A 25,264-nucleotide genomic window follows, 5' to 3' on the forward strand; every position below is an offset into this window, starting at 1 on the left:
CCGGTACACCGATTTTGCGGCATCCGCCTCGCGGACGAGGAGAATTTTTTAGAATCCGCGATCGCTTGCCGGCCGCGGCGGGCGCGTCGTGCGGGCGCTAGTCGTAGTCGCCGACGGTGATGACCTTCATCACCGCGCGATAGACCGTGTAGGCGAGCCAGTTGAGCAGGCGCTCGCCGGCCGGACGCGCCTCGTAGCGCGCGAGGTCGATCCCGCGCGACTCCCCGAACGCGTCGAGGATCGCATCGCGCAGCGCGCCGATCTGCGGATCCTGCACGAGCACGACATTGGCCTCCTTGTTCAGCATCAGGCTGAGCGCGTCGAGGTTCGACGAGCCGACGGTGGCCCAGTTCGAATCGACCACCGCGACCTTGCCGTGCAGCATCGTCTTCTCGTATTCGGCGATCTTCACGCCGGCGCGCAGCAGCGCACGGTACAGGAATGGCACCGCATAGTCGAGCGCGGCGAACTCCTTGCGCCCGATCACGAGCCGCACGTCGATGCCGCGCCGCGCGGCCAGCACGAGCGCGCGCCTCAGCTTGCGCCCCGGCATGAAATACGGATTGGCGAGCAGCACTTCGTGACGCGCCTGGCCGATCGCCGTCAGGTACGACTTCTCGATCGCCCGACGGTTGATCAGATTGTCGCGCGCGACGAACGCCACAGCCGGCTCGCCGGCGGCGCGCAGGTCGGTGCCGCGCCGCTGGCGGCTGCGGCGGAATCCGCGCACGCTGCGCACGCCGCGCCCGACAGCCGGCGGACGCGGCCCCCCCGGCCGATAGCCGAAGCGGATCCGGTGCCACTGTGTCTCGAATGCGTCGCGCACCTGCGCGACCACGGGCCCCTGCAGTTCGACCGCGAAGTCCCAGCGCGGCAGCGGCAGTGCGGTGCCGCCGTTCAGGTAGTCGTCGACGATGTTGATGCCGCCGCACCATGCATAGCGCTCGTCGACGACCGCGAGCTTGCGATGCGTACGCGAAAGGCCGAAGCGGCCCAACAGATGCGGGTTGTAGATCAGATGCTCGACGCCGCGCTGCGGCCAGTCGTTGAAGAGCGGCAGGCGCGCGGTGCCGATGCCGTCGGTGACCACGCGCACGCGCACCCCGCGGGCGGCCGCGCGCAGCAGCGCGGCGCTCACCGCCTGGCCGGCGCTGTCGTCGCAGAAGATGTAGGTTTCGAGCATGACGTCGCGCTCGGCCGTGTCGATGCGCGCGACCAGCGACGCAAAGTACGCTTCGCCGGTACTCAGCAGCCGGACCTGGTTGCCGGCAGTGAAGTGCAAACGCGACCAGTAACGCCGGCCGAACAGCGTGTGACGGAGTCGCGCCAGTGCGCGCGCGTCACGCACCGTCACCGGATGCGCCCTTTCAGGCGCTGCGGCAACTGCAGGATCGCGTCGGCATTCGACGACGAGAAGCAGCGCGCCGCGGCTTCTTCGTGCGGCAGCCACAACCACGCGGTGTGTTCGCGCGGCGCGAGCGTCACGTCGCAGCGCTGCGGCACCTGCAGGCTGAACCAGTGCTCCGTGTTGCGCGTGACGCCGGGCGCGTAGCGATGCCGCCACACCGGATAGATCTCGTACTCGATCTGATAGCGCCAGTCGAACAACGCATCGCGCGGCAGCCCGGCGGTGCCGATCGCGATCCCGGTTTCCTCCGCGACTTCGCGCCTCGCGGTCTGTTCGAGTGGCTCGTCGAGCGTGTCTTTCGAGCCCGTCACCGATTGCCAGAACCCTGCGCGGTCGGCGCGCTCGATGATCAGCACCTCCAGCGCCGGCGTATGAATGACGACAAGAACGGATTCGGGAATTTTCGGCGATTTCGACATAGCGGTCGGACTTGACGCAAAGCGTGTGCGGTCGTGGCAGCCAGCGTTCGCCTGCGCGCGGCGCGCGATACTGCTGCGACTGTAACGCAAAAAACGAAAAAGGCGCATGGCGCGCCTTTGCTGTGTCGCACAGCGCCGCCGGCACAGCCGGCAGCGCCCGTGTGCCGTTACGCCTTCGGTTCGGGCTGGCGCAGGCGGATATGCAGCTCGCGCAACTGGCGCTCGTCCACTTCGCTCGGCGCTTGCGTGAGCAGGCACTGCGCACGCTGCGTCTTCGGGAAGGCGATCACGTCGCGGATCGAGTCGGCGCCGGCCATCATCGTGATGATGCGGTCGAGGCCAAACGCGATGCCGCCGTGCGGCGGCGCGCCGTATTGCAGCGCGTCGAGCAGGAAGCCGAACTTCGCGCGCGCTTCTTCCGCACCGATCTTCAGCGCGCGGAACACCTTGCTCTGCACTTCCTCGCGATGGATACGCACCGAGCCGCCGCCGATTTCCCAGCCGTTGAGCACCATGTCGTACGCCTTCGCGAGGCAGCGGCCCGGGTCCGTTTCCAGATACTCGAGGTGCTCGTCCTTCGGGCTCGTGAACGGGTGATGCGCGGCCACGTAGCGGTTTTCTTCCTCGTCGTATTCGAACATCGGGAAATCGACCACCCACAGCGGCTTCCAGCCGCTTTCGACGAGGCCGTTCGCCTTGCCGAACTCCGAATGGCCGATCTTCAGCCGCAGCGCGCCGAGGCTGTCGTTCACGACCTTCGCGCGATCCGCCGCGAAGAAGATGATGTCGCCGTCCTGCGCGCCGGTGCGCTCGACGATCGCCTTGATCGCCTCGTCGTGCAGGTTCTTCACGATCGGGCTCTGCAGCCCGTCGCGGCCCTTCGCGACCTCGTTGACCTTGATCCACGCGAGGCCCTTCGCGCCGTAGATGCGCACGAACTCCGTGTAGCTGTCGATATCGCCGCGCGACAGATCGCCGCCCTTCGGCACGCGCAACGCCGCCACCCGGCCGTCTTTCGTGTTGGCCGGCGCGCTGAACACCTTGAAGTCGACGTCCCTGACCGCGTCCGTGAGTTCGGTGAATTCGAGCTTCACGCGCAGGTCGGGCTTGTCGGAGCCGAAGCGGCGCATCGCTTCCGCGTATTCCATCACCGGGAACGGCGCGTCCAGTTCGACGCCGATCGTCACATTGAACACATGACGGATCATTGCTTCGAACAGATCGCGGATTTCCTGCTCGGACAGGAACGACGTTTCGCAGTCGATCTGCGTGAACTCCGGCTGGCGATCCGCGCGCAGATCTTCGTCGCGGAAGCACTTGACGATCTGGTAGTAGCGGTCGAAGTTCGCGACCATCAGCAGCTGCTTGAAGAGTTGCGGCGACTGCGGCAGCGCAAAGAACTGGCCCGCGTTCACGCGCGACGGCACGAGGTAGTCGCGCGCGCCTTCGGGCGTGCTCTTCGTGAGCATCGGCGTTTCGATGTCGATGAAGCCCTGCGAGTCGAGATACTTGCGCACCTCCATCGCGACGCGGTAGCGCAGCCGCAGGTTGTGCTGCATCTGCGGGCGGCGCAGGTCGAGCACGCGGTGCGTGAGGCGGGTGGTTTCGGACAGGTTGTCGTCGTCGAGCTGGAACGGCGGCGTGATCGACGCGTTCAGCACCGTCAGCTCGTGGCACAGCACCTCGATCTTGCCGCTCTTCAGCCCGGCGTTGAGCGTGCCTTCCGGACGGTTGCGCACGATGCCCTTGACCTGCACGCAGAACTCGTTGCGCACGCCCTCGGCGGTGCGGAACATCTCCGCGCGATCCGGGTCGCAGACGACCTGAACGAGGCCCTCGCGATCGCGCAGATCGATGAAGATAACGCCGCCATGATCGCGGCGGCGGCTCACCCAGCCGCACAGCGACACCGTTTGGCCCAGCAGATGTTCGGTCACCAGACCGCAGTATTCAGATCGCATCGACATGATGTTGGTCTTTCGTTATGCATGAGTTGAACGGCGCGCCGTCCCCGTTACCGGGACAGCCTGCGCCGGCATTACAGCGGCGGCTCGATGGTGGTGCGCCGCACGGGCGCAGCCGGCACGGACGGCGCCACGACGCCCATCGAGACGATGTACTTGAGCGCGGCGTCGACGGTCATGTCGAGCTCGACCACTTCGCTCTTCGGCACCATCAGGAAGAAGCCGGATGTCGGATTCGGCGTGGTCGGCACATACACGCTGACATGGTCTTCCTTCAGATGGTTGACCACGTCGCCCCCCGGAATGCCGGTCAGAAACGCGATCGTATAGGAACCGCGGCGCGGATACTCGATCAGCAGCGCCTTGCGGAACGCGTTGCCGCTGCTCGAAAGCAGCGTGTCGGACACCTGCTTGACGCTGGTGTAGATCGGCCCGACCACCGGGATGCGGCCGACCAGCAACTCCCACCACTGCACGAGCTTCTGCCCGACGAAGTTCTGCGTCAACAGCCCGACGACGAACACGAACGCGAGTGTCAGCACCGCCCCGAGCCCCGGCAAACGGTAGCCGAGCAGCCGCTCGGGCTGCCAGGCCGCGGGCAGCAGCAGCAGCGTCTGATCCATCGTGCCGATGATCAGGCCAAGCACCCAGAGCGTGATGGCAAGCGGCACCAGCACGAGCAGGCCCGTCAGAAACACCGATTTGAGCGTCGTTTTTTTCGTCGTCATGTGTATCGCCAGAGAGCCTGCCCGACATTGCCGGGCCCGATGACGCAGCCGCGCAGCGGCCGCGCGCTAGCTGCTGGTGGGCGACGCGGCCGCGGGTGCCGGTGCGGCCGCTGCGCCCGACGCGCCGCCCGCGCTGCTGTCGCCCGTTGCCGCCGTACCGCCGCCGTCGCTTTTCGTCGCGGCCGCTACGCCCTTGTCGTCGGCGGTTTGGGCCGGACTGGCCGCACCGTCGCTCCCCTTGGCGCTTGCGCCACTACTCCCGCCACGGAAATCGGTGACGTACCAGCCGGAGCCCTTCAACTGGAATCCGGCTGCCGTGACCTGCTTGCGGAATGTGCTCTTTCCGCATTCGGGGCAATCGGTCAGTGGCGCGTCGCTCATCTTCTGAAGCACGTCTTTACCGAAGCCGCATGACTCGCAGCGATAGGCGTAAATCGGCATGATTCCTTCCCTGCATTAATCTGATAAACGCTTGCAAAGCCTTGAATTATAGCCGCAAACAATCCCGCGTCCGGATTTTCGGCGGGCGCGGCCTGCGCGGACGCCCGCAGCGGAAACTGGGGGCTCGTCCGCGAAAATCAAGCCGCCTGCCTGCCGCGGCGGCGCCACGTCAGCCAGCGCTCGCGGCCCTCGAACACCGGCAGCGAGTCGCCGACCGGCTCGTCCTCGATCAGTTCGAAGGCCGGGCCGAGCAGCGCGTCGAGCACCGGGCGGTCAATCCCGAACGGCGGCCCCTTCGGCGTCGCGCCCAGAAAAAAGTAGCCGGCGAGCAGCGCGCCGGGCGGCAACAGGTCCGCCATGCGCTGCGCGTAATCGCCCCGGCGGGCCAGCGGCAAGGCGCACAGGAAGGCGCGTTCGTAGATCCAGCCGGGCGCGCCGGCCGGCTGCCACGTGAAGAAATCGGCCAGCTCGACCACCGCCTCGTACTGTCCCAACTGCACGCGCGCGGCCGCCACGGCTGCCGGGGAGAAATCGAGCGCCTGCACGCGACGCCCCTCGCGCGCGAGCCAGAGTGCTTCCCACGCGTTGCCGCAGCCCGGAACCAGCACGGCGGCGTCGGGGTGGCGCGCGGCAAAGCGCTGAAAGCCGGCCGGCACGCCCGCCTGATCCCAGGGCGTGAAACCGCGTTCGAAGCGCTCGTCCCAGAAGGTCGGGGAATCAGGGTCACGGGTGCTGAAAACGGGAACCGGCGGCTGGGTCGGATCGCTCATGAAACACCTCCCGCAGGCTCGCGGCGGATCGGCGCGCCGGCAAGCGAAGTCATGGGGACGGGGCGCGGCCGCGCCACGGCAACCCTCGCGCGTTGCGGCGCGCCTTGCACCGTCAACCGCCGTAAGCCACCGCCAGCCAGGCGCGGGCGGCCACTGCGCCGACGCCCACTGCAATACCGAACAGCAGCAGCCCTTGCAGCAGCCGGTTGGTCCGCCGCTGCTCGATCAGGATCTGCCGGATCGCGTCGTCGTTCTGGCCGCGCGGCCCGTCCTGATGCTGCGCGAGCGCCAGATGGAGCAGCCTCGGCAGCTGCGGCAGCGTCTTGCTCCATTGCGGCGCCTCGATCTTCAGCCGGTCGTACCAGCCGCGCAGGCCGATCTGCTCGTTCATCCAGCGCTCCAGATACGGCTTGGCGGTTTTCCACAGATCGAGTTCCGGGTCGAGCGAGCGGCCGAGCCCTTCGACGTTCAGCATGGTCTTCTGCAGCAGCACGAGTTGCGGCTGGATCTCGACATTGAAGCGCCTCGACGTCGAAAAGAGCCGCATCAGCACCTGGCCAAGGGAGATGTCTTTCAGCGCCCGATCGAAATACGGCTCGCAGACCGCGCGGATGGCGCTTTCGAGTTCCTCGACGCGGGTATTCGGCGGCACCCAGCCGGACTCCAGATGCAGGCTCGCGACACGATGGTAGTCGCGCTTGAAGAACGCCAGAAAATTCTGCGCGAGGTAGTTCTTGTCGAAGTCCGACAGCGCCCCGATGATGCCGAAATCCAGTGCGATATAGCGGCCGAACGTGGCCGGATCGAGGCTCACCTGGATATTGCCCGGATGCATGTCCGCGTGGAAGAAACCGTCGCGAAACACCTGCGTGAAGAAAATCTCGACACCTTCGCGCGCCAGCTTCGGAATGTCCACGCCGGCCGCGCGCAGCGTTTCCACCTGGCTGATCGGCACCCCGACCATCCGCTCCATCACGAGCACCGTCGGCGTGCAGAACTCCCAGTACATCTCCGGCACGAGCAGCAGGCCGAGACCGGCGAAATTGCGCCGCAACTGGCTGCCGTTGGCCGCCTCGCGCATCAGATCGAGCTCGTCGTGCAGATATTTGTCGAACTCGGCCACCACCTCGCGCGGCTTCAGGCGCTTGCCGTCCGCCCACAGGCGCTCGGCCCAGACCGCGATGTCGCGCAGCAGCGCAAGGTCGGAGTCGATGACCGGCAGCATGTTCGGGCGCAACACCTTGACCGCGACCGCCTTGCCCGCGTGCTGGCCGGCCTTCACCTTCGCGAAGTGCACCTGCGCGATCGACGCGCTCGCGACCGGCACCCGGTCGAAGTCGTCGAACAGCACGTCGACCGGCGCGCCCAGCGACTTCTCGACTAGCCCGATCGCCACCTCCGACGAAAACGGCGGCACCTGGTCCTGCAGCTTCGCGAGTTCGTTCGCGATATCGACCGGCAGCAGGTCGCGCCGCGTGGACAGCACCTGGCCGAACTTGACGAAGATCGGCCCCAGACTTTCGAGCGCGAGCCGCAGCCGCACGCCGGGCGGCTGATCGAACTTGCGGCCGATCGTGGTGATGCGCAACAGCAGCCGCACCCGGCGGTCCCTGACGCGCGCGAGCATCATCTCGTCGAGGCCGAAGCGGATGACCGTGTAGGAAATCTTCAGAAAACGCAGCAGACGCATGGTGGAGCCCGGTGACTAGCGCATGCCGCGCGATGGGGCGGCGCTACCCGGCGCACCGGCGCCACGGGCCACGACCTTCTGTTCGACACGCTCCAGACGCTTTTCGACGCGCGCGAGCGTGTCGCGCACCCGGGCCAGTTCCGCGTTGAAGTCGTCGAGTGCGGCGCGGCGCACCAGCTGCGGATTCTCGTCGAGCAGGTACTCGACGACCGCGCCGAGCAGGTTGCGCCCGCTGCGCCGCGCATGCTCGCCTGCCGAGCGCACCGTCGTGGCGACCCGCCATGCCGGCGCGTCGCCGATCAGCCGCGCGAGGTCTTCCTCGGGCTCCCAGCGCAAGTGCTCGGCGAGCTTCGCGATCGCGGTGGCGAACTCCGCGTCGCCCTCGATCCGCACGTGCTTCATCACGGCCGCCTGGCCGCCCTGGACAAACGCCGGCAACGCATCGGACGGCACCGACACGCTGACGTCGCATTGCCGCGCGTCGGTCTCGCCAAGCGCGCCGATGTAGCCGTCCGGCTGCACCACCAGTGTGAGGACCACCGGCGGGCACGCGAGCCTCGCGGTCTTTCCGGCATACGGGGCAAGACGCTCGCGGGCCCAGGTTTCACGGGCGAGCAGATGATTGACAGCGGCAGCGAAGGGCTTGGCGACGAGGGTCATTGAAGGTGACAGGAAAAAACCCGCGCGGGCGAGGTGCCCGCGCGGGTTCCTATTGTAACGTCGGGCCACGCCGGTTCGACGGCCGTCTGCCTCAGCCAGACGGCGATGCGCGACGGGCCGTGCGCGGTCAATGCACCGTCGGCGTGGTGCCGGGCTGCTGGATGCCGGCCAGCAGCCAGCCTTCGTTGCGCTGCGCCGCCTTCGACAGATTCCAGATTTCGACGAACGGCTCGGCCGCGGCCCCCGCCGTCTCGCGGATCAGGCCCGAGAAACGCACGCTCGCGAGCGACTCGCTGCCGCGATCCTCGATGCCGAGCAATTCGGCGTCCAGTTGCACCACGTCGGTCACGTTCGGCTGCGCGCCGCGCGCGTCGAGATCGAGCCTGATCTCGGCAAACATTTCCGGCGTCGTGAATTCACGGATGTCCTCCATGTTGCCGGCGTCCCACGCGGCCTGCAGGCGCACGAAGTACACCTTCGCGCTGCGCAGGAATGCGTCGGTATCGAAGCCTGCCGGCACGGCCGGCGCCGCGGCCGGCACATCACGCTCGAAGCCGGTGCTCGCGTACGGCGCGGCGGCCGCCGGCGCCTCGACCTCCGATGCGCGCGGCATGCCCACGCCGCCGAGACCGGGCACGCCTGCCGCATATGCGGGCGTCGCCGTCTCGCGGCGGCGGCCGACGAAGCGGCGGATCAGCCAGATCGCGGCAAAGGCGATGAGCGCGATGACGATTGCGTTCGCCATCGCACCGGCAAACGCGCCGCCCAGCCCGAAGTGCGACAGCAGCGCGGCAATACCGAGACCGGCCGCGAGACCGGCGATCGGCCCGAGCCAGCGCGAGCGGTTCGGCGTGGCGGCGGCCGCCGGAGCGGGCGCAGGCGCGGCCTGCGCGCGTTGCGCCTGCGTGGCCTGAGACGGCTGGGCGGGCGGAGTCTGACGCTGCGTGAGCGTGGATTGCTGACGGCCGACGCTGCGGCTGCCGCCGAGACGGCGCGCCTCTGCGTCGAGCGCGCCGAGCGTCGCCACGCTCACGAGGCCGACCATGGCTGCCAGTCCGATTCTTCTCGCCCACGCCGCTCGAATCTTACGAGAATATAACAAGCTTTGACCGAACATAGCAGAATTTCCTTTGAAAACGATGGTGAAGGGAACCTAATACTTCGTCCCCACATGAAGTGCAACGACGCCAGCTGACAAATTGTAATATTTGACGCCGTCGAGGCCCACTTGTTCCATCATTGTTTTCAAAGTTTCCTGGTCCGGATGCATCCGGATGGATTCGGCCAGGTACCGGTAGCTCTCGGGATCGTCCGCAAAGCGCTTGCCGAGCCAGGGCAAGACGCGGAATGAATAGACGTCGTATGCCTTCTTGAGCGGATCCCACACTTTTGAGAACTCCAGCACCAGCAGCCGGCCGCCCGGCTTCAGCACGCGGCGCATCTCGGTCAGCGCGACATCCTTGTGGGTCATGTTGCGCAACCCGAAGGCCACGGTGACGACGTCGAAGTAATTGTCCGGAAACGGGATTTTCTCCGCGTCGCACAGCAGGGACGGCGTGATGACCCCGTTGTCGAGCAACCGGTCGCGGCCCACGCGCAACATCGACTCGTTGATGTCGGTGTGCCACACCTCGCCGGACGGCCCCGCCCGGCGCGCGAACGCCTTCGTCAGATCGCCGGTGCCCGCGGCGATATCCAGCACCCGGAAGCCGGGGCGCACGTTCGCCTGCGCGATCGTGAACATCTTCCACGCCCGGTGCATACCGCCCGACATCAGGTCGTTCATCAGGTCGTAGTTCGCGGCGACGGAGTGAAACACGCCCGCCACCTTCTGTGCCTTGTCCTGTTCGTCGACTGACTGGAAGCCGAAGTGGGTTTTGCTCATCGCGTTCGTCCTCTCGCGTATTCTGGGGATGGATGCGCCGCATCCGCGCGGCCCGGAGCCGATCGTATCAGTGACAATGGCCGTGCGCAGCGCCGGCCGGCATCGGCGCGTCGCGGTCGACGCCGGCCGCCGCCAGTTTGTCGAGGTATGCGCGCCACAGTTCGTCCTGGCGGGTCGCGAGGTCGTACAGCAGGTCCCACGAGTACAGGCCCGTGTTGTGGCCGTCCGAGAAGGTCGGCTGCAGCGCGTAGTTGCCGACGCCTTCGAGCGCGGTGATCGTCACGTCGCGCTTGCCGGTCTGCAGCGTCTCCTCGCCCGGCCCGTGGCCGCGCACCTCCGCCGAAGGCGAATAGACGCGCAGCAGTTCGAACGGGACGCGGTACGACGCACCGCTCCCGTATTGCAGTTCCAGCACGCGCGACTGCGCATGCACGATGACACCGGTCGGCACCGGCGTGCCGTGAGTCAGTCCGCTCATGATGACCTCAGGCTAGAGCTTGATCGATTTCGTGCCGCACCGCGTCGCGCAGCAGCGTGGCCTGCGCGCGCCGCGACGACAGCAGCGCCTCGGATACGGTGCGCTGACGCGGCGCCCAGATCGGCAGCGGAAAATGGGGGTCGTTCGAGAAGCGCGGAATCACGTGCCAGTGCACGTGCGGCACCTGGTTGCCGAGGCTCGCGAGATTGACCTTGACCGGCTGCAGCACGCGCCGGATCGCGCGTTCCACCGCGTTGACGACGCGCATCACCCGATCCCGCTGGGCGTCGTCGAGATCCGAAAACTCGGCGACGTGGGCACCCCAGATCACCCGGCACAGGCCCGGGTAATCGTGTTCGTCGGCGAGGACGACGCGCAGCGTGTCGTCCTGCCACAGTACCGCGCCGCCATCCTCGCGGCAAAATACGCAGTCCATCGTCATCCCCGCCCGGAAAAGGTCAGCGCTGTCATTAAACCAGCACGCGCTCGATTCCGCCATGATTCGCGCGCTGCACGTAATCCGTGAGCCAGTTCTCGCCGAGCACGTGGCGCGCCATCTCGACGACGATGTAATCCGCCTCGATACCCGCATCCTCGTTGTAGCGCGACAGGCCCTGCAGGCAGGACGGGCAGCTCGTGAGGATCTTCACGTCGGCGGCGCCCGCCGGCGCGGCGCCCGCCGGTGCGCCGGCGTCACCGACCACCGGAATCGCGCGCAGCTTCGCCGCCCCTTTGCGGATTTCCTCTTCCTTGCGGAACCGCACCTGGGTCGACACGTCCGGCCGCGTGACCGCGAGCGTGCCCGACTCGCCGCAGCAGCGGTCGTTCTTCTCGATCCGGTAGCCGTCGTGCTCCGCGCCCATCAGCTGGTTGACGAGCTTCACCGGGTCCACCGTCTTGATCGGCGTGTGGCACGGGTCGTGATACATGTAGCGCACGCCGTTCACGCCGTCGAGCTTCATGCCCTTTTCGAGCAGGAACTCGTGAATGTCGATGATCCGGCAACCCGGGAAGATCTTGTCGAATTCGTAGCCGGCAAGCTGGTCGTAGCAGGTGCCGCAGGACACCACCACCGTCTTGATGTCCAGATAGTTCAGCGTGTTGGCGACCCGGTGGAACAGCACGCGGTTGTCCGTGACGATCTTCTCGGCCTTGTCGTACTGGCCCGAGCCGCGCTGCGGATAGCCGCAGCACAGGTAGCCGGGCGGCAGCACCGTCTGCACGCCGGCTTCCCACAGCATCGCCTGGGTCGCGAGGCCCACCTGCGAAAACAGGCGCTCCGAGCCGCAGCCGGGGAAATAGAACACCGCCTCAGAGTCGACCGTGGTCGTTTTCGGATTGCGGATGATCGGCACGATCTTGTTGTCCTCGATGTCGAGCAGCGCGCGCGCCGTTTTCTTCGGCAGGTTGCCCGGCATCTTCTTGTTGACGAAGTGGATCACCTGCTCGACCACCGGCGGCCGGCCGACCGTGGCCGGCGGATGGGCCGTCTGCTTCTTCGTGAACTTCTTCAGCAGGTCGTTGCCGAGGCGCTGCGCCTTGTAGCCGACGCCCATCATCGCGGAGCGCGCAAGGTTGATGGTCTGCGGATTGGTCGCGTTCAGGAAGAACATGCCCGCCGCGTTGCCCGCGTTGAACTTCTTCTTGCCCATCTTGCGCAGCAGGTTGCGCATGTTCATCGTCACGTCGCCGAAGTCGATCTTCACCGGGCACGGCGTCGCGCACTTGTGGCACACGGTGCAGTGATCGGCGACGTCGTTGAATTCGTCCCAGTGCTTGATCGATACGCCGCGGCGCGTCTGTTCCTCGTACAGGAACGCCTCGACCAGCAGCGACGTCGCGAGAATCTTGTTGCGCGGGCTGTACAGCAGGTTCGCGCGCGGCACGTGGGTTGCGCAGACCGGCTTGCACTTGCCGCAGCGCAGACAGTCCTTGATCGACTCGGAGATCGCGCCGATGTCGGACTGCTGCATGATCAGCGACTCGTAGCCCATCAGCCCGAAGCTCGGCGTGTACGCGTTGCGCAGGTCCGCGCCCGCGAGCAGCTTGCCCGCGTTGAAGCGCCCGTGCGGGTCGACGCGCTGCTTGTAGGCGCGAAACTCGCCGATCTCGTCGTCCGTGAGGAATTCGAGCTTCGTGATGCCGATGCCGTGCTCGCCGGAGATTACGCCGTCGAGCGAGCGCGCGAGCTTCATGATGCGCGCGACCGCGGTGTGCGCATCCTGCAGCATCTCGTAGTTGTCGGAGTTGACCGGGATGTTCGTGTGCACGTTGCCGTCGCCGGCGTGCATGTGCAGCGCGACGAACACGCGCCCGCGCAGCACCTTCTTGTGGATCGCCTGCGCCTCGTCGAGAATCGGCTTGAACGCGCCGCCGTTGAAGATCTGCCGCAGCTCCGCGCGGATCTCCTGCTTCCACGACACGCGCACGGTGCGGTCCTGCGCGACGTCGAACACGGTCGCGCCGGGCTGGCCGTCCACCCGGTCCGCGAACTTCTCCGCCAGCCCCGCGTAGCCGAGCTGCACCAGATAGTGCTGCGCCTCGCGCAGCGACATGTCGAGCCGGTCGCGCAAAAACGTCCAGCGCTCGCGCACCGCTTTCAGCAGGTCGAGCGCATGCTGCACGCGGTCTTCGAGCAGCTCGGCGCTCGGAATCTCGCTCGCGTCGTCGCTCTTGCCGAGCGGCAGCTTGCCGGACCGGAAGAACGCCTCCAGCGCGTCGACGAGCTGCAGCTTGTTCTTGATCGACAGCTCGATGTTAATGCGCTCGATTCCGTCGGTGTACTCGCCCATCCGGTTCAGCGGGATCACGACGTCTTCGTTGATCTTGAACGCGTTGGTGTGCTTCGCGATCGCCGCGGTCCGGCTGCGGTCGAGCCAGAAGCGCTTGCGCGCCTCGGCGTTGAGCGCGACGAACCCTTCGCCGCTCTTGCCGTTCGCCATGCGCACCACTTCGGAGGTCGCGTGCGCGACCGCGTCCGCATCGTCGCCGACGATGTCGCCGATCAGCACCATCTTCGGAAACGCGTTGCGCTTGCTCTTGGTCGCATAGCCGACCGCGCGCAGGTAACGCTCGTCGAGATGCTCGAGGCCGGCGAGAATCGCGCCGCCCCGCTTCGCCGTCTCGAACAGATAGTTCTTGATCTCGACGATGCTCGGAATCGCGTCGCGCGCCTGACCGAAGAATTCGAGGCACACGGTGCGCGTGTGCGCCGGCATCTTGTGCAGCACCCAGCGCGCCGACGTGATGAGGCCGTCGCAGCCTTCCTTCTGCACGCCGGGCAACCCGGCGAGAAACTTGTCCGTGACGTCCTTGCCGAGCCCTTCCTTACGGAACACGCTGCCGCGGATCGCAAGCGACTCGCTGCGCAGCAGCTTCTCGCCCGGCGCATGCGCGCCGTCGAACCACTTCAGCTCGAAGCGCGCGACCTCGACGTCATGGATCTTGCCCATGTTGTGATCGAGCCGGGTGACTTCGAGCCAGTTGCCCTCCGGGTCGACCATGCGCCACCACGCCAGATTGTCGAGCGCGGTGCCCCACAGCACGGCCTTCTTGCCGCCCGCGTTCATCGCGATGTTGCCGCCGATGCACGACGCGTCGAGCGACGTCGGGTCGACCGCGAACACGTAGCCGGCCTGCTCGGCCGCCTCGGTCACGCGGCGCGTGACGACGCCCGCGCCCGAGAAGATCGTCGCGACCTTGTGCGGCAGGCCCGGCAGTTCGGTCTGCTCGACCGCGCCCAGCTGTTCGAGCTTCTCGGTGTTGATGACCGCGGAAAACGGCGTGAGCGGCACCGCGCCGCCCGTATAGCCGGTGCCGCCGCCGCGCGGAATGACGGTCAGCCCCAGTTCGAAGCAGGCCTTCACCATCGGCGCGATCTCGGCCTCGCTGTCCGGCGTCAGCACGACGAACGGATATTCGACGCGCCAGTCGGTCGCATCGGTCACGTGCGCGACCCGCGACAGCCCGTCGAACTTGATGTTGTCTTTCTGCGTGACGCGCCCGAGCTCCTTCGTCGCGCGGCGGCGCAGCTCGGCCGTCTGGTCGAACTCGCTCGCGAACGCGTCGACCGCGCGGCGCGCGGCGAGCACCAGCGTCTCGACCCGCGCGGCGCGCTCGACGCCCGCGTCGTCGCCGTGCTCGCGCAGATCGGCGCGGCGGCGCTTTTCGATTTCCGACAGCCGGTGATGCAGCGCCTCGATCAGCATCGCGCGGCGTTTCGGGTTGTCGAGCAGGTCGTCCTGCAGATACGGGTTGCGGCGCACCACCCAGATGTCGCCCAGCACCTCGTACAGCATCCGCGCCGAGCGGCCGGTGCGCCGTTCGGCGCGCAATTCGGCGAGCGCCTCCCAGGCCTCGCCGCCGAGCAGACGGATGACGATCTCGCGATCGGAAAACGACGTGTAGTTGTACGGGATTTCGCGCAGGCGGGTTTCGGGGTCGGCAGCCACCGCGGCGGCCGCGCCGTGCGGATCGAATACTTGAGGTGCGTTCATGGTTGGACGACTCGGTAGCTCGGCCCGACCCGCGTGTTCGAAAGCGGGTCGGCCGACGGTGCGCGTGGGGCGCAATTCTGGAAATTTTCTGGTGAGGCGAAGCCCTCGCCGGCGGGCCACACACGCCGGGCGCTTCGCGGCGCTCAGAGGCCGCTACACGATCGTGCGTGGCGGACGTGCCGCTGCGCCGCGGGACGCGATTCTCGCGGGGCGGGCATCAAATGGGCGATCCGAGGCTGCCAGTGCATCTTCCGATCCTTGTTCCAAAACCGGATTCTACCGCATCATCCGCCCGCGCGTTGACGCGTGCGGCGGCCCGCCAGCCCCCGTGCACGGGGCTTTCTGCCGGGCCGCGCGCGCGCCGCGGGCACGCCATTGCCCGACCGGATGGTCGGCCGGCCCACGGCCGCGCGCGCGCCGCAAGGGCGCCGCGTCCAGAATGCCGGCCGATGGCGCTATCATTACAGATTCGTTCCCGACCGACGCGCAGCGCACTACCCGCATGGCCTCTCACGACTACCTGAAGAAAATCCTCACCGCCCGCGTCTACGACGTCGCGCGCGAAACCGAGCTCGAACCCGCGCCGAACCTGTCGGCGCGGCTGCGCAACCCGATTTATCTGAAGCGCGAAGACAACCAGCCGGTGTTCTCGTTCAAGCTGCGCGGCGCCTACAACAAGATGGCGCATACGCCCGCGGACGCACTGCAGCGCGGCGTGATCACCGCCTCGGCGGGCAATCACGCGCAGGGCGTCGCGCTGTCGGCGGCGCGCATGGGCGTGAAAGCGATCATCGTCGTGCCGGTCACCACGCCGCAGCTCAAGGTGGACGCGGTGCGCGCGCACGGCGGCCCGACCGTCGAGATCGTGCAGACCGGCGAATCGTACAGCGACGCCTATGCACACGCGCTCCAGCTGCAGCAGCAGCACGGCCTCACGTTCGTCCACCCGTTCGACGACCCTTACGTGATCGCCGGCCAGGGCACCGTCGCGATGGAAATCCTGAGCCAGCACCAGGGGCCGATCCATGCGATCTTCGTGCCGATCGGCGGCGGCGGCCTCGCCGCCGGCGTGGCCGCCTACGTGAAGGCGGTGCGCCCGGAGATCAAGGTGTTCGGCGTGCAGACCGACGACTCCTGCGCGATGGCGCAATCGCTGAAAGCCGGCGAGCGCGTGATGCTCGGCGAAGTCGGCCTCTTTTCGGACGGCACCGCGGTGAAGCAGGTCGGCGAGGAAACCTTCCGGCTGTGCCGCGAATTCCTCGACGGCGTGCTGACCGTCAACACCGACGCGCTGTGCGCGGCGATCAAGGACGTCTTCCAGGACACCCGCAGCGTGCTCGAACCGGCCGGCTCGCTCGCGGTCGCAGGGGCGAAGCAGTACGCGGAGCGCGAGGGCATCGAGAACCAGACGCTGATCGCGATCACGTCGGGCGCCAACATGAATTTCGACCGCATGCGCTTCGTCGCCGAGCGCGCCGAGGTCGGCGAGGCGCGCGAGGCCGTGTTCGCGGTGACGATTCCAGAGGAGCGCGGCAGCTTCAGACGCTTCTGCGAACTGGTCGGCACGCGCAGCGTCACCGAGTTCAATTACCGGATCGCCGATGCGAACTCCGCGCACATCTTCGTCGGCGTACAGATCCGCAACCGCAGCGAATCCGCGCAGATCGGCGGTCTGTTCGAGGCGCACGGTTTCGCCACCGTCGATCTCACCGGCGACGAACTGTCGAAGCAGCACATCCGTTACATGGTCGGCGGCCGCTCGCCGCTCGCGCGCGACGAACGCCTGTTCCGCTTCGAGTTTCCAGAGCGCCCGGGCGCGCTGATGAAGTTCCTGTCGTCGATGTCGCCGAACTGGAATATCAGCCTGTTCCACTACCGCAACCAGGGCGCGGACTACAGCTCGATCCTCGTCGGCATCCAGGTGCCGACCGCCGAGAACGGCGAGTTCGAGCGCTTCCTGTCGACGCTCGGCTATCCGCACTGGGAAGAGACGCACAACCCGGTGTACCGGCTGTTCCTCGCGTAGCCAGGACAGGACGCAACCGATGGCGCTCTCGCTGCACGACAAGCTGGTCGTTGCGATTTCTTCGCGCGCGCTGTTCGACTTCGAGGAAGAGAACCGCGTGTACGAACAGGGCGACCTGCGCGCGTACGAAACGCTGCAGCGCGCACGGCTTGCCGTGCCCGCCAAGCCGGGGGTCGCGTTTGCGCTGATCCGCAAGCTGCTCGCGCTGAATGCCGGCGCGCATCGCGTCGAAGTGGTGATCCTGTCGCGCAGCGATCCGATCAGCGGGCTGCGCGCCTTCCATTCGTGCCGCGAGCACGACCTGGCGATCGAGCGCGGCGTGTTCACGCGCGGGCGGCCGCCGTTCGGCTATCTGAAGCCGCTCAATGCGGCGCTGTTCCTGTCGGCCAATCAGGACGACGTGCGCGACGCGCTCGCCGCCGGCTTTCCGGCCGCGCGCGTGCTGCCGGAATCGGCTCGCACGGCGAGCCGCTACCCGGACGAGATCCGCATTGCGTTCGACGGCGACGCCGTGCTCTTTTCGGACGAAGCGGAACGCGTCTTCCAGCGCGACGGCCTGCGCGCGTTCGTCGGTCACGAGACCGACAACAAGGACCTGCCGCTCGCCGACGGTCCGCTCAAGCCGCTGCTCGAAGCGCTGCACCGGCTGCAGCGGCTCGCGAACGACGCGGCGCCGACCCGCGCCGCGCCGATGCAGATCCGCACCGCGCTCGTCACCGCACGCTCGGCGCCCGCGCACGAGCGCGCGATCCGCACGCTGATGGCCTGGAATATCGAAATCGACGAAGCGATGTTCCTCGGCGGCCTCGACAAGGGCGCGTTCCTGCGCGAGTTCGAGCCGGACTTTTTCTTCGACGATCAAATCCGCCACTGCGAATCGGCCCGCGTCGTCACCGCGACCGGGCACGTGCTCAGCGGCATCGTGAATGCATCATGACACCCGAACACTCCCCGCTCGGCAAACCCGCCGCCTACACCGAACACTACGACGCGTCGCTGCTGTTCCCGATTGCGCGCAAGGCCGCGCGGGACGCGATCGGCATCGGCGAGCGGCTGCCGTTCTTCGGCACCGACATCTGGAACGCCTACGAGCTGTCGTGGCTCAATACGCGCGGCAAGCCGCAGATCGCGCTCGCCACGTTCTACGTGCCGGCCGACTCGCCGAATATCGTCGAATCGAAGTCGTTCAAGCTCTATCTCGGCTCGTTTGCGCAAACCCCGTTCGAATCGGCCGATGCGGTGCGCGACACGCTGCGCCGCGACGCGAGCGCCGCGTGCGGCGCGAGCGTCCCGGTGCATCTCGCGGGCCCCGCCGAATTCGCGAAGCTGAAGCTCGACGAACCCGCCGGGCTGTCGCTCGACCGGCTGGACCTCGACACCGACATCTATCACCCGGACCCGACGCTGCTGAACGCCGCGCTCGACGAAGCGCCCGTCGAGGAAACGCTGTTCTCGAACCTGCTGAAATCGAACTGCCCGGTCACCGGCCAGCCCGACTGGGGCAGCGTGCAGATCCACTACGTCGGTCCGCAGATCGATCACGCGGGCCTGTTGCGCTACATCGTGTCGTACCGCAATCACACCGGCTTTCACGAACAGTGCGTCGAACGGATCTTCGTGGACATCCTGAAGGCCTGCCAGCCGGTCAAGCTCGCGGTCTACGCGCGCTACACGCGCCGGGGCGGGCTCGACATCAACCCGTTCCGCACCAACTTCAACCAGCCGATGCCGGACAACCTGCGCACCGCGCGGCAGTGAAGCGGTAGCGAAGCCGTCATGAAGCCATCGCGAAAGCAGCCTTGAAGCGGCCATCGGCCGGCGCCGCGCGTCGCGCTCAGCCCTTCGCGGGCGCCTTGTACGCGACGCAGTCCACTTCGACCTTGCAGTCGATCACCATGCTCGACACGACGCAGGCGCGCGCGGGCGGGTGATCGCCGAAGTACTCGCGAAACACCTTGTTGAACGACGCGAAATCGCGCGGATCGTCGAGCCAGACACCGCAGCGGACCACGTGGCTCGCGTCGTAGCCGGCTTCCTTCAGGATCCCGAAGACGTTCTGCAGCGCCTTGTGCGACTGCTCGACGATACCGCCGTTGATCACCTCGCCGTTCTCCATGGGCGTCTGTCCGGACACGTACAGCCAGCCGTCCGCTTCGACCGCGCGCGCAAACGGCATGTGCTGCCCGCCCGTTCCCTTGCCGCCTTCCACACCATATCGCTTCATGCTCTTCACTCCCTGAAAACGCCGGCGGCCCTGTGCGCGCGGCGCACCCGGTCCGCGCCGGCTTGCCGGCTGATCTGCCGGCCCACCCGGACCGGCTCGAATACGAAAATCAGAACGCCCCCTGCGCGGGCGCGTGCGACGCCGTGCCACGCGGCACGAAATGGCCCGCGCGCGCACCGGTCGGCTGGCCGTCGCGATACGACAGCACACCGTTGACCCACACCGCGTCGATCCCGTCGGCCGGCTGCTGCGGACGCTCGAACGTCGCCACGTCGCGCACCCGCGCCGGATCGAACAGCACGAGATCCGCGTGATAGCCGACCAGCACCTCGCCCCGCTTGTCGAGCCCGAAACGCCGCGCCGACAGCCCCGTCATCTTGCGGACCGCTTCCGCGAGCGGCAGCAGGCCGGCATCGCGCGCGTAATGGCCGAGCACGCGGGGAAACGCGCCCCACAGGCGCGGATGCGGCAGCGGATCGTTCGGCAGCCCGTCGGAGCCGACCATCGACGCGGGATGCGACAGAATCCGCCGCACGTCGTCCTCGGACATGTTGTGGTAGACCGCGCCGGCCGGCTGCAGCCGCTGCGCCGCTTCCTGCTGCGTGACGCCCCACTGCGCGGCGATCTCGCTGACGAGCTTGCCGGCCATCTCCGGATGCGGGCGCGACCATGTGACCGTGATGTCGATGTCGCCCGTCACCTGCTTCACGTCGAGCGTCGACGAACTGCGGCTGTACGGATAGCAGTCGCAGCCGATCGGCTGCAGGCGGCGCGCGCCGTCCAGCGACGCGAGCACCTCGACGCTGCGCCCCCAGTTCGACGGGCCCGCGCACTTCAGATGCGAGATCACCACCGGCACGCGCGCGTGCCGGCCGACGCGGTACGCCTCGTCCATTGCGTCGAGGATCGCGTCGAACTCGGTGCGCATGTGCGTCGTGTACAGCGCGCCGGCCGCGGCGAGCGGCTCGGCGAGCGCCATCACCTCCTCGGTCGGCGCCGCGTACGCGGAGCCGTACGCGAGGCCGCTGCTCAGGCCGAGCGCGCCGTGCGCGAGCGCCTCTTCGAGCTGCGCGCGCATCCGCGCAATCTCGTCGCCGCTCGCGGCGCGGTCGAGCCGGTCCATCTGGTTGTTGCGCAGCGCCGTATGGCCGACCAGCGCGCCGACATTGACCGCCGGCTGCGCCGCATTGACCGCGTCCACATAGGCGGCGAAGGTCGGATAGCGGAACGCGTCGCGCTCGCCGAGCAGATTCATCGGATCCGGCGGATCGCCGTCGAGCACCACCGGCGACGCGCTGATCCCGCAATTGCCGACGATCACCGTCGTCACCCCCTGGCTCAGCTTCGGCAGCATCTGCGGTGCGCGGATCACGTGCGTGTCGTCGTGCGTGTGGACATCGATGAAGCCCGGCGCGAGCGCCCGCCCGTTCGCATCGACGACCTCTTCGGCAAGCCAGTTCGACAGGTTGCCGATCGCGGCGATGCGGCCGTCGCGCAGCGCCACGTCGCGTTCGAGCGGCCGCGCGCCGGTGCCGTCGTACAGCTGCGCACCGACGATCAGCGTATCGGCAGCTTCGGGATGCGAATGCATGGCTCAATCTCCCAGGGGTTGACGCTCGCCGCCGCCGCGATGCGCGTCGAGCGCATGCTTCATCCGGCGCAGCAGTTCGCGGCTCTCGTCGCCGAGGCTCACCGCCAGTTCGGTGACGAGCACATCGAGCGCCATCAGCATGGCATAGCGCGACGACGAAGGCTTGTAGATGAAATCGGTTTCGAACGCAACGATCGGGATCACCCAGTCCGCCAGCTTCGCGAGCGGCGACGCGGGCGCGGTCAGCGTGATGAGCCGCGCGCCGTAGCTGCACGCGACGCGGCAGCTTTCGAGCATCTCAGGCACGCGGCCGGTGGTCGACAGCGCGATCACCACGGTGTCGCGCGACAGCGTGCTCGCGACCATTCGCTGCAGCAGCGCGTCCTGATACGTCGCGACCGGCCGCCCGAGGCGCACGAGGCGAAAGCGCATTTCGTCCGCGAGCGCGGTGGAGCCGCCGCCCATGCCGAACACGTAGATCATCCGCGCATCGCGCAGCGCCTGCGCGGCTTCGCCGAGCGGCGCGTGGCACAGCAGCTGATGATTGTGCGTGAGCGCCGTCTGCATCTCCTCGAACACGCGGGTCGCGAGGGACGCCGGGCTCGCCGGCGTCGCCGCGGACGCGGCGCGCGGCAGAAAGCGCTGTCCGACCGCCGCGGCCTGCGCGAGCCGCAGCTTCAGCTCGCGCACGTCCTGGCAGCCGACCGCCTTCGCAAAGCGGGTGACCGTCGCGACGCTCACGCCGGCCTGCTGCGCGAGCGCGCCGATGCTCGCGCGCGCCGCGCCGGTCAGGTCGTCGAGCAGCAGCGCCGCCACCTTGCGCTCGGCCGAGCGCAACTCGGGCGCGCTTTCGGCAATGCGCGCGACAATATCGAAATCGGGCAGCCCGGCAGTCGGATTCAGCATGGGGGACGGATCCGGCGCCGCGCGCGCAAGCGTGTATCAGGCGGCGCCGGGATCTTGGTATTAAATAACATGTCAGCGATCATCGTACTTTCTGTAACATGACAAAGTCAACTTCGCAGTAATTTATCTGGACGATGGAGCAAGGTTAGATGAAAGTTACAAACTATCAGGGCGCCACGATCGATCCGTATAGCAAGGGCCTGGGCATGGTTCCGGGCACGAGCATCCAGTTGCTGGACGTCGGCCGTCTTGAATGGAATCTGCTGGAGGAGAACGTCAGCCTGCCGGCGGCCGTGCTGTACGCGGACCGCCTCGAACACAACCTGAAGTGGATGCAGGCATTCGTCGAGAAGTACGGCGTGAACCTCGCGCCGCACGGCAAGACGACGATGGCGCCGCAACTGTTCCGGCGCCAGCTCGAAACGGGCGCATGGGGCATCACGCTCGCCACCGCGCATCAGGTGCGCGCGGCGTATCACAGCGGCGTGCCGCGCATCCTGATGGCCAACCAGCTGGTCGGACGCCGCAACATGCTGATGATCGCCGAGATGCTAAGCGATCCGGAATTCGAGTTTTACTGCCTGGTCGATTCGGTGGACGGCGTCGTGCAGCTCGGCGAATTTTTCGGCTCGGTGCGCAAGTCGCTGAACGTGCTGCTCGAACTGGGCGTGCCGGGCGGCCGCACCGGCGTGCGCGACGCCGCGCAGCGCGAGGCCGTGCTGGAAGCAGTCGGCCGCTATCCGGACACGCTCCGGCTGGCGGGCATCGAACTGTACGAAGGCGTGCTGCAGGACGAGCAGGCGATTCGCGCGTTCCTGCGCAGCGCGGTCGCGCTCACCCGCGAGCTGTCCGCGGCGGGCCGCTTCGCGCGCCAGCCGGCGATCCTGTCCGGCGCCGGGTCCGCATGGTACGACGTGGTGGCGGAGGAATTCGCGAAGGCGTCCGCGCAAGGACAGGTCGAGATCGTGCTGCGCCCGGGCTGTTACCTGACGCACGACGTCGGTGTCTACCGGAAAGCGCAGACCGAAATCTTCGCGCGCAATCCGGTGGCTCGCGAGATGGGTCAGGGGTTGCTGCCCGCGCTCCAGCTTTGGGCCTACGTGCAGTCGGTTCCGGAGCCGGAGCGTGCGATCGTCGGGTTCGGCAAGCGCGACGCCGCATTCGACGCAGGCATGCCAGAACCCGCCCGCCACTATCGGCCCGGCAATGCGGCGCCGCGCACGCTGTCGGCAAGCGACGGCTGGGAAGTCACCGGCATGATGGACCAGCACGCGTACCTGCGCATCCCGGCGGGCGCGGACCTGAAGGTCGGCGACATGGTGGCGTTCGACATCTCGCACCCCTGCCTGACGTTCGACAAGTGGCGCCAGTTGCTGGTGGTCGACCCGTCCTACCGGGTCGTCGAGGTAATCGAAACGTTCTTCTGAGCGGAGCGCGGCGTCGGCGCACACTCGCCGATCCGCGCTTCGAGCAGTTGCAGCGCGCCCGACAGCGCCGCGAGCGCATCGTCCGGCAAGCCCGCCATCGTATTGTCCAGGAACGCATTGCGCCGCGGCATGCTCGCTTGCGTGACGGCCCGCCCCGCGTCCGTGAAGCGGACGTTGGTGATCCGGTTGTCGCGCTCGTCCATGCTGCGCGAAATCCAGCCCAGCCCTTCGAGCCCCTTCAACTGGCGCGTGAGCGCGCCCGGATCCACCCGCAGGCGTTCGACGAGGCGCTTTTGCGACGCGTCCCCGCCAAGCTCGTGCAACGCGAGCATCACGCGCCAGCGCGGCAGCGGCAAGCCGACCTGCGCCTCGAATGCGGACATGAACGCCCGGTAAGTCCGGCCAAACTGCTGGACGATGGCGACGCGATCCTGTTTTTCCATGGTCTGACGATGCGGCACAAGAAATCGAAGCTCAGTCGGCCATCACGGCCGGCTCGGGCTGCCGGTGCAGCTTGATCGGCGGCACGCGGCGGCTCTGCCAGATCGACACGAGCGCAATCACCGCCGCGAGCGCGATGCCGAGGTGAATCGCCGCGACCAGCGCCTCGCGGGCCGCTTCCAGCAGCATCGCGCCGTCGTGACCGGCCCGGGTGAGCTCGCCGAGCAGCGTCGCCTGCGCGTCGTGATTGATCAGGATCTGCGGATCGCCCATGTCCTTGAACCAGGGCATCGCGTGATCGCGCGCGAGCGCGTTGCGCACGCCGCTCGCGTACATGTGCGTGACGAGCGTGCCGGTCAGCGCGGTCCCGATCATGCCGCCGATCATCCGCAGCGACTGCAGCAGCGCCGTCGCGATCCCCAGGTGCTCGCGGCCCGCGGTCTGCTGCGCGAAGATCGTGAGGTTCGGCATCACGAAACCGAGCCCGAGGCCGCCCACCACCATGAACGACATCAGCAGCCCGAGCGGCATCGCACGCGTGGCCACCACGATGCCGAGGCACGCGAGCGCCATCAGCGTGAAGCCGCTGTAGAGCATCAGATTCGGATTGCGCAGGCGCGGCACGATCCGCCCGTTCGCGATGCTGCCGATCGTGATGAACACGACGAGCGGCGTGATCACGAGCCCCGCCTCTTTCGGCGACATGCCGAAGCCGCCCTGGAACAGCAGCGGCGCGTAGAAGAGCAGCGAGAACATCGAGAAGCCGCCGAGAATCGCCAGCGTGAACAGCGCGGCAAGGCTGCGGTTGCGAAACATGTCGACCGGCAGGATCGCGTTCGGACAGCGCTGCTCCCACTTCCACAGCGCGTATGCGCACAGCACGCTGAGCGCGAGCAGCGCGGCGGCCGACAGCGTCAGCCCGTGCTTCGGCAGCCATTCGACGAACAGCTGCAGCGCGCCGAGCGACAGCGCGATCAGCAGCGCGCCGGGCCAGTCGAGGCGCATGCGCGTGTCGTGCTTCACATGGCGCAGATGCGGCAGATAACGCCAGACGAAGAACAGCGACAGCATGCCGACCGGCAGATTCACGTAGAACACCGACCGCCAGCCGTAATACTGCGTGAGAAAGCCGCCGAGCGACGGCCCGACCGCATTGGCGATGCCGAACGCGGAGCTCATCAGCACCTGCCAGCGCAGACGCACGACCGAGTCGGGGAACAGGTCGGGGATGCACGCGAACGCGGTGCCGACCAGCATGCCCCCGCCGATCCCCTGCAGGCCGCGCGCGAGGACCAGAAACAGCATGCTGTTGGCCATCCCGCACAACACCGATGCGCCGGTGAACACGAGAATCGACGCGATCAGGAACGGCTTGCGGCCGTAGTAGTCCCCGAGCCGGCCGAAGATCGGCACGGTGATCACCGACGTCAGCAGGTACGACGTCGCGACCCACGCGTACAGCTCGAAGCCCTTGAGTTCGGCGACGATCGTCGGCAACGCGGTGCCGACCACGGTCTGGTCGAGCGCGACGAGCATCGTCACGAAAGACACACCGAGCATCGCCATCAGCGACTCGCGGAATGGCAGGACCTGCTTGCTCGAATGGTGAGCGGTGGTGTGTACGGCCATTTTTGTTAGTGCAACAATTGACGCGTCAAACAATGGGGAATCATACCACGGCGTGACGCTCTAACCCGGCGAGCCCCGCAG

At 67.4% G+C, this 25,264-nt stretch carries 22 protein-coding genes; 4 read left to right on the top strand and 18 right to left on the bottom strand.

Features of this window, described 5'->3' with window-relative positions; translation table 11 throughout:
* Positions 1 to 97 precede the first annotated feature (97 nt).
* From clsB to AC3AP7_RS14275, 13 genes are all read right to left on the bottom strand, one after another.
* Positions 98 to 1,354 (bottom strand): cardiolipin synthase ClsB, encoded by a 1,257-nt coding sequence (gene clsB / locus AC3AP7_RS14215; RefSeq protein WP_475761913.1) that lies wholly within the window; start codon positions 1,352 to 1,354, stop codon positions 98 to 100.
* Complete coding sequence (gene nudB / locus AC3AP7_RS14220; protein ID WP_475761911.1) at positions 1,351 to 1,827, bottom strand: dihydroneopterin triphosphate diphosphatase; 477 nt, start codon at positions 1,825 to 1,827, stop codon at positions 1,351 to 1,353. The genes clsB and nudB overlap by 4 nt, the downstream gene beginning before the upstream one ends.
* Before the next feature lie 167 nt (positions 1,828 to 1,994).
* Positions 1,995 to 3,794 carry an aspartate--tRNA ligase gene (aspS, locus tag AC3AP7_RS14225; protein WP_475761909.1) on the bottom strand — a complete coding sequence of 600 codons (1,800 nt, stop codon included), beginning with the start codon at positions 3,792 to 3,794 and terminating at the stop codon, positions 1,995 to 1,997.
* A 71-nt stretch (positions 3,795 to 3,865) separates the two neighbouring features.
* Positions 3,866 to 4,519: a DUF502 domain-containing protein gene (locus tag AC3AP7_RS14230; RefSeq protein WP_475761907.1), complete on the bottom strand. Its 654-nt coding sequence runs from the start codon at positions 4,517 to 4,519 to the stop codon at positions 3,866 to 3,868.
* Between the two features lie 66 nt (positions 4,520 to 4,585).
* Entirely contained in the window at positions 4,586 to 4,960 is a 375-nt protein-coding gene (locus AC3AP7_RS14235) for an FmdB family zinc ribbon protein (protein WP_475761905.1), read from the bottom strand.
* Between the two features lie 137 nt (positions 4,961 to 5,097).
* Positions 5,098 to 5,730, bottom strand: coding sequence for a class I SAM-dependent methyltransferase (locus AC3AP7_RS14240; protein ID WP_475761903.1), 633 nt, complete (start codon positions 5,728 to 5,730; stop codon positions 5,098 to 5,100).
* A 112-nt stretch (positions 5,731 to 5,842) separates the two neighbouring features.
* Positions 5,843 to 7,420, bottom strand: a complete 1,578-nt coding sequence (ubiB, locus tag AC3AP7_RS14245) for a ubiquinone biosynthesis regulatory protein kinase UbiB (RefSeq protein ID WP_475761901.1) — start codon at positions 7,418 to 7,420, stop codon at positions 5,843 to 5,845.
* A gap of 15 nt (positions 7,421 to 7,435) precedes the next feature.
* On the bottom strand, positions 7,436 to 8,080 hold the full coding sequence (locus AC3AP7_RS14250) for a ubiquinone biosynthesis accessory factor UbiJ (protein WP_475761899.1): 645 nt from the start codon (positions 8,078 to 8,080) through the stop codon (positions 7,436 to 7,438).
* 127 nt (positions 8,081 to 8,207) lie between these two features.
* Complete coding sequence (locus AC3AP7_RS14255; protein WP_475761897.1) at positions 8,208 to 9,197, bottom strand: Tim44 domain-containing protein; 990 nt, start codon at positions 9,195 to 9,197, stop codon at positions 8,208 to 8,210.
* Between the two features lie 36 nt (positions 9,198 to 9,233).
* Positions 9,234 to 9,965, bottom strand: coding sequence for a bifunctional demethylmenaquinone methyltransferase/2-methoxy-6-polyprenyl-1,4-benzoquinol methylase UbiE (ubiE, locus tag AC3AP7_RS14260; protein ID WP_475761895.1), 732 nt, complete (start codon positions 9,963 to 9,965; stop codon positions 9,234 to 9,236).
* A gap of 67 nt (positions 9,966 to 10,032) precedes the next feature.
* Positions 10,033 to 10,443, bottom strand: a complete 411-nt coding sequence (locus AC3AP7_RS14265) for a gamma-butyrobetaine hydroxylase family protein (protein ID WP_475761893.1) — start codon at positions 10,441 to 10,443, stop codon at positions 10,033 to 10,035.
* 7 nt (positions 10,444 to 10,450) lie between these two features.
* Positions 10,451 to 10,879, bottom strand: a complete 429-nt coding sequence (locus AC3AP7_RS14270) for an HIT family protein (protein WP_475761891.1) — start codon at positions 10,877 to 10,879, stop codon at positions 10,451 to 10,453.
* A gap of 34 nt (positions 10,880 to 10,913) precedes the next feature.
* The gene (locus AC3AP7_RS14275) at positions 10,914 to 14,939 is read right to left on the bottom strand and encodes a DUF3683 domain-containing protein (protein WP_475761889.1); all 4,026 of its coding nucleotides are present in this window, start codon (positions 14,937 to 14,939) and stop codon (positions 10,914 to 10,916) included.
* Between the two features lie 502 nt (positions 14,940 to 15,441).
* Between AC3AP7_RS14275 and ilvA the strand changes: the two genes are divergently transcribed.
* Genes ilvA through queF form a run of 3 tightly spaced genes read left to right on the top strand, consistent with a single transcriptional unit; the run spans position 15,442 to position 18,723 of the window.
* Positions 15,442 to 16,965, top strand: a complete 1,524-nt coding sequence (gene ilvA / locus AC3AP7_RS14280) for a threonine ammonia-lyase, biosynthetic (protein ID WP_475761887.1) — start codon at positions 15,442 to 15,444, stop codon at positions 16,963 to 16,965.
* A gap of 19 nt (positions 16,966 to 16,984) precedes the next feature.
* Complete coding sequence (locus AC3AP7_RS14285) at positions 16,985 to 17,902, top strand: 5'-nucleotidase (RefSeq protein ID WP_475761885.1); 918 nt, start codon at positions 16,985 to 16,987, stop codon at positions 17,900 to 17,902.
* A complete protein-coding gene (gene queF, locus AC3AP7_RS14290) occupies positions 17,899 to 18,723 on the top strand; it encodes an NADPH-dependent 7-cyano-7-deazaguanine reductase QueF (protein ID WP_475761883.1) in 825 nt (274 codons plus the stop codon). Before AC3AP7_RS14285 ends, queF begins: the two co-directional genes overlap by 4 nt.
* A gap of 76 nt (positions 18,724 to 18,799) precedes the next feature.
* On the opposite strand, the gene AC3AP7_RS14295 is transcribed toward queF, so the two are convergent.
* The 3 genes from AC3AP7_RS14295 to AC3AP7_RS14305 all read right to left on the bottom strand — a co-directional run bounded on the left by AC3AP7_RS14295 (position 18,800) and on the right by AC3AP7_RS14305 (position 21,686).
* Complete coding sequence (locus tag AC3AP7_RS14295; protein WP_475761881.1) at positions 18,800 to 19,189, bottom strand: RidA family protein; 390 nt, start codon at positions 19,187 to 19,189, stop codon at positions 18,800 to 18,802.
* Between the two features lie 109 nt (positions 19,190 to 19,298).
* The gene (locus tag AC3AP7_RS14300) at positions 19,299 to 20,780 is read right to left on the bottom strand and encodes an N-acyl-D-amino-acid deacylase family protein (protein WP_475761879.1); all 1,482 of its coding nucleotides are present in this window, start codon (positions 20,778 to 20,780) and stop codon (positions 19,299 to 19,301) included.
* A gap of 3 nt (positions 20,781 to 20,783) precedes the next feature.
* Positions 20,784 to 21,686 (bottom strand): MurR/RpiR family transcriptional regulator, encoded by a 903-nt coding sequence (locus AC3AP7_RS14305; RefSeq protein ID WP_475761877.1) that lies wholly within the window; start codon positions 21,684 to 21,686, stop codon positions 20,784 to 20,786.
* Between the two features lie 149 nt (positions 21,687 to 21,835).
* On the opposite strand from AC3AP7_RS14305, the gene AC3AP7_RS14310 reads away from it, so the two are divergent.
* Complete coding sequence (locus tag AC3AP7_RS14310) at positions 21,836 to 23,113, top strand: amino acid deaminase (protein WP_475761875.1); 1,278 nt, start codon at positions 21,836 to 21,838, stop codon at positions 23,111 to 23,113.
* Here the strand turns inward: AC3AP7_RS14310 and AC3AP7_RS14315 are convergent.
* Both AC3AP7_RS14315 and AC3AP7_RS14320 read right to left on the bottom strand, forming a co-directional pair.
* Positions 23,077 to 23,556 (bottom strand): MarR family winged helix-turn-helix transcriptional regulator, encoded by a 480-nt coding sequence (locus AC3AP7_RS14315; protein WP_475761873.1) that lies wholly within the window; start codon positions 23,554 to 23,556, stop codon positions 23,077 to 23,079. The two genes, AC3AP7_RS14310 and AC3AP7_RS14315, sit on opposite strands and share 37 nt — an antisense overlap.
* A 31-nt stretch (positions 23,557 to 23,587) precedes the next feature.
* Positions 23,588 to 25,183, bottom strand: a complete 1,596-nt coding sequence (locus AC3AP7_RS14320; RefSeq protein WP_475761871.1) for an MDR family MFS transporter — start codon at positions 25,181 to 25,183, stop codon at positions 23,588 to 23,590.
* Positions 25,184 to 25,264: the final 81 nt, after the last annotated feature.

The sequence above is a fragment of the Paraburkholderia sp. PAMB 6770 genome, from assembly GCF_057748135.1.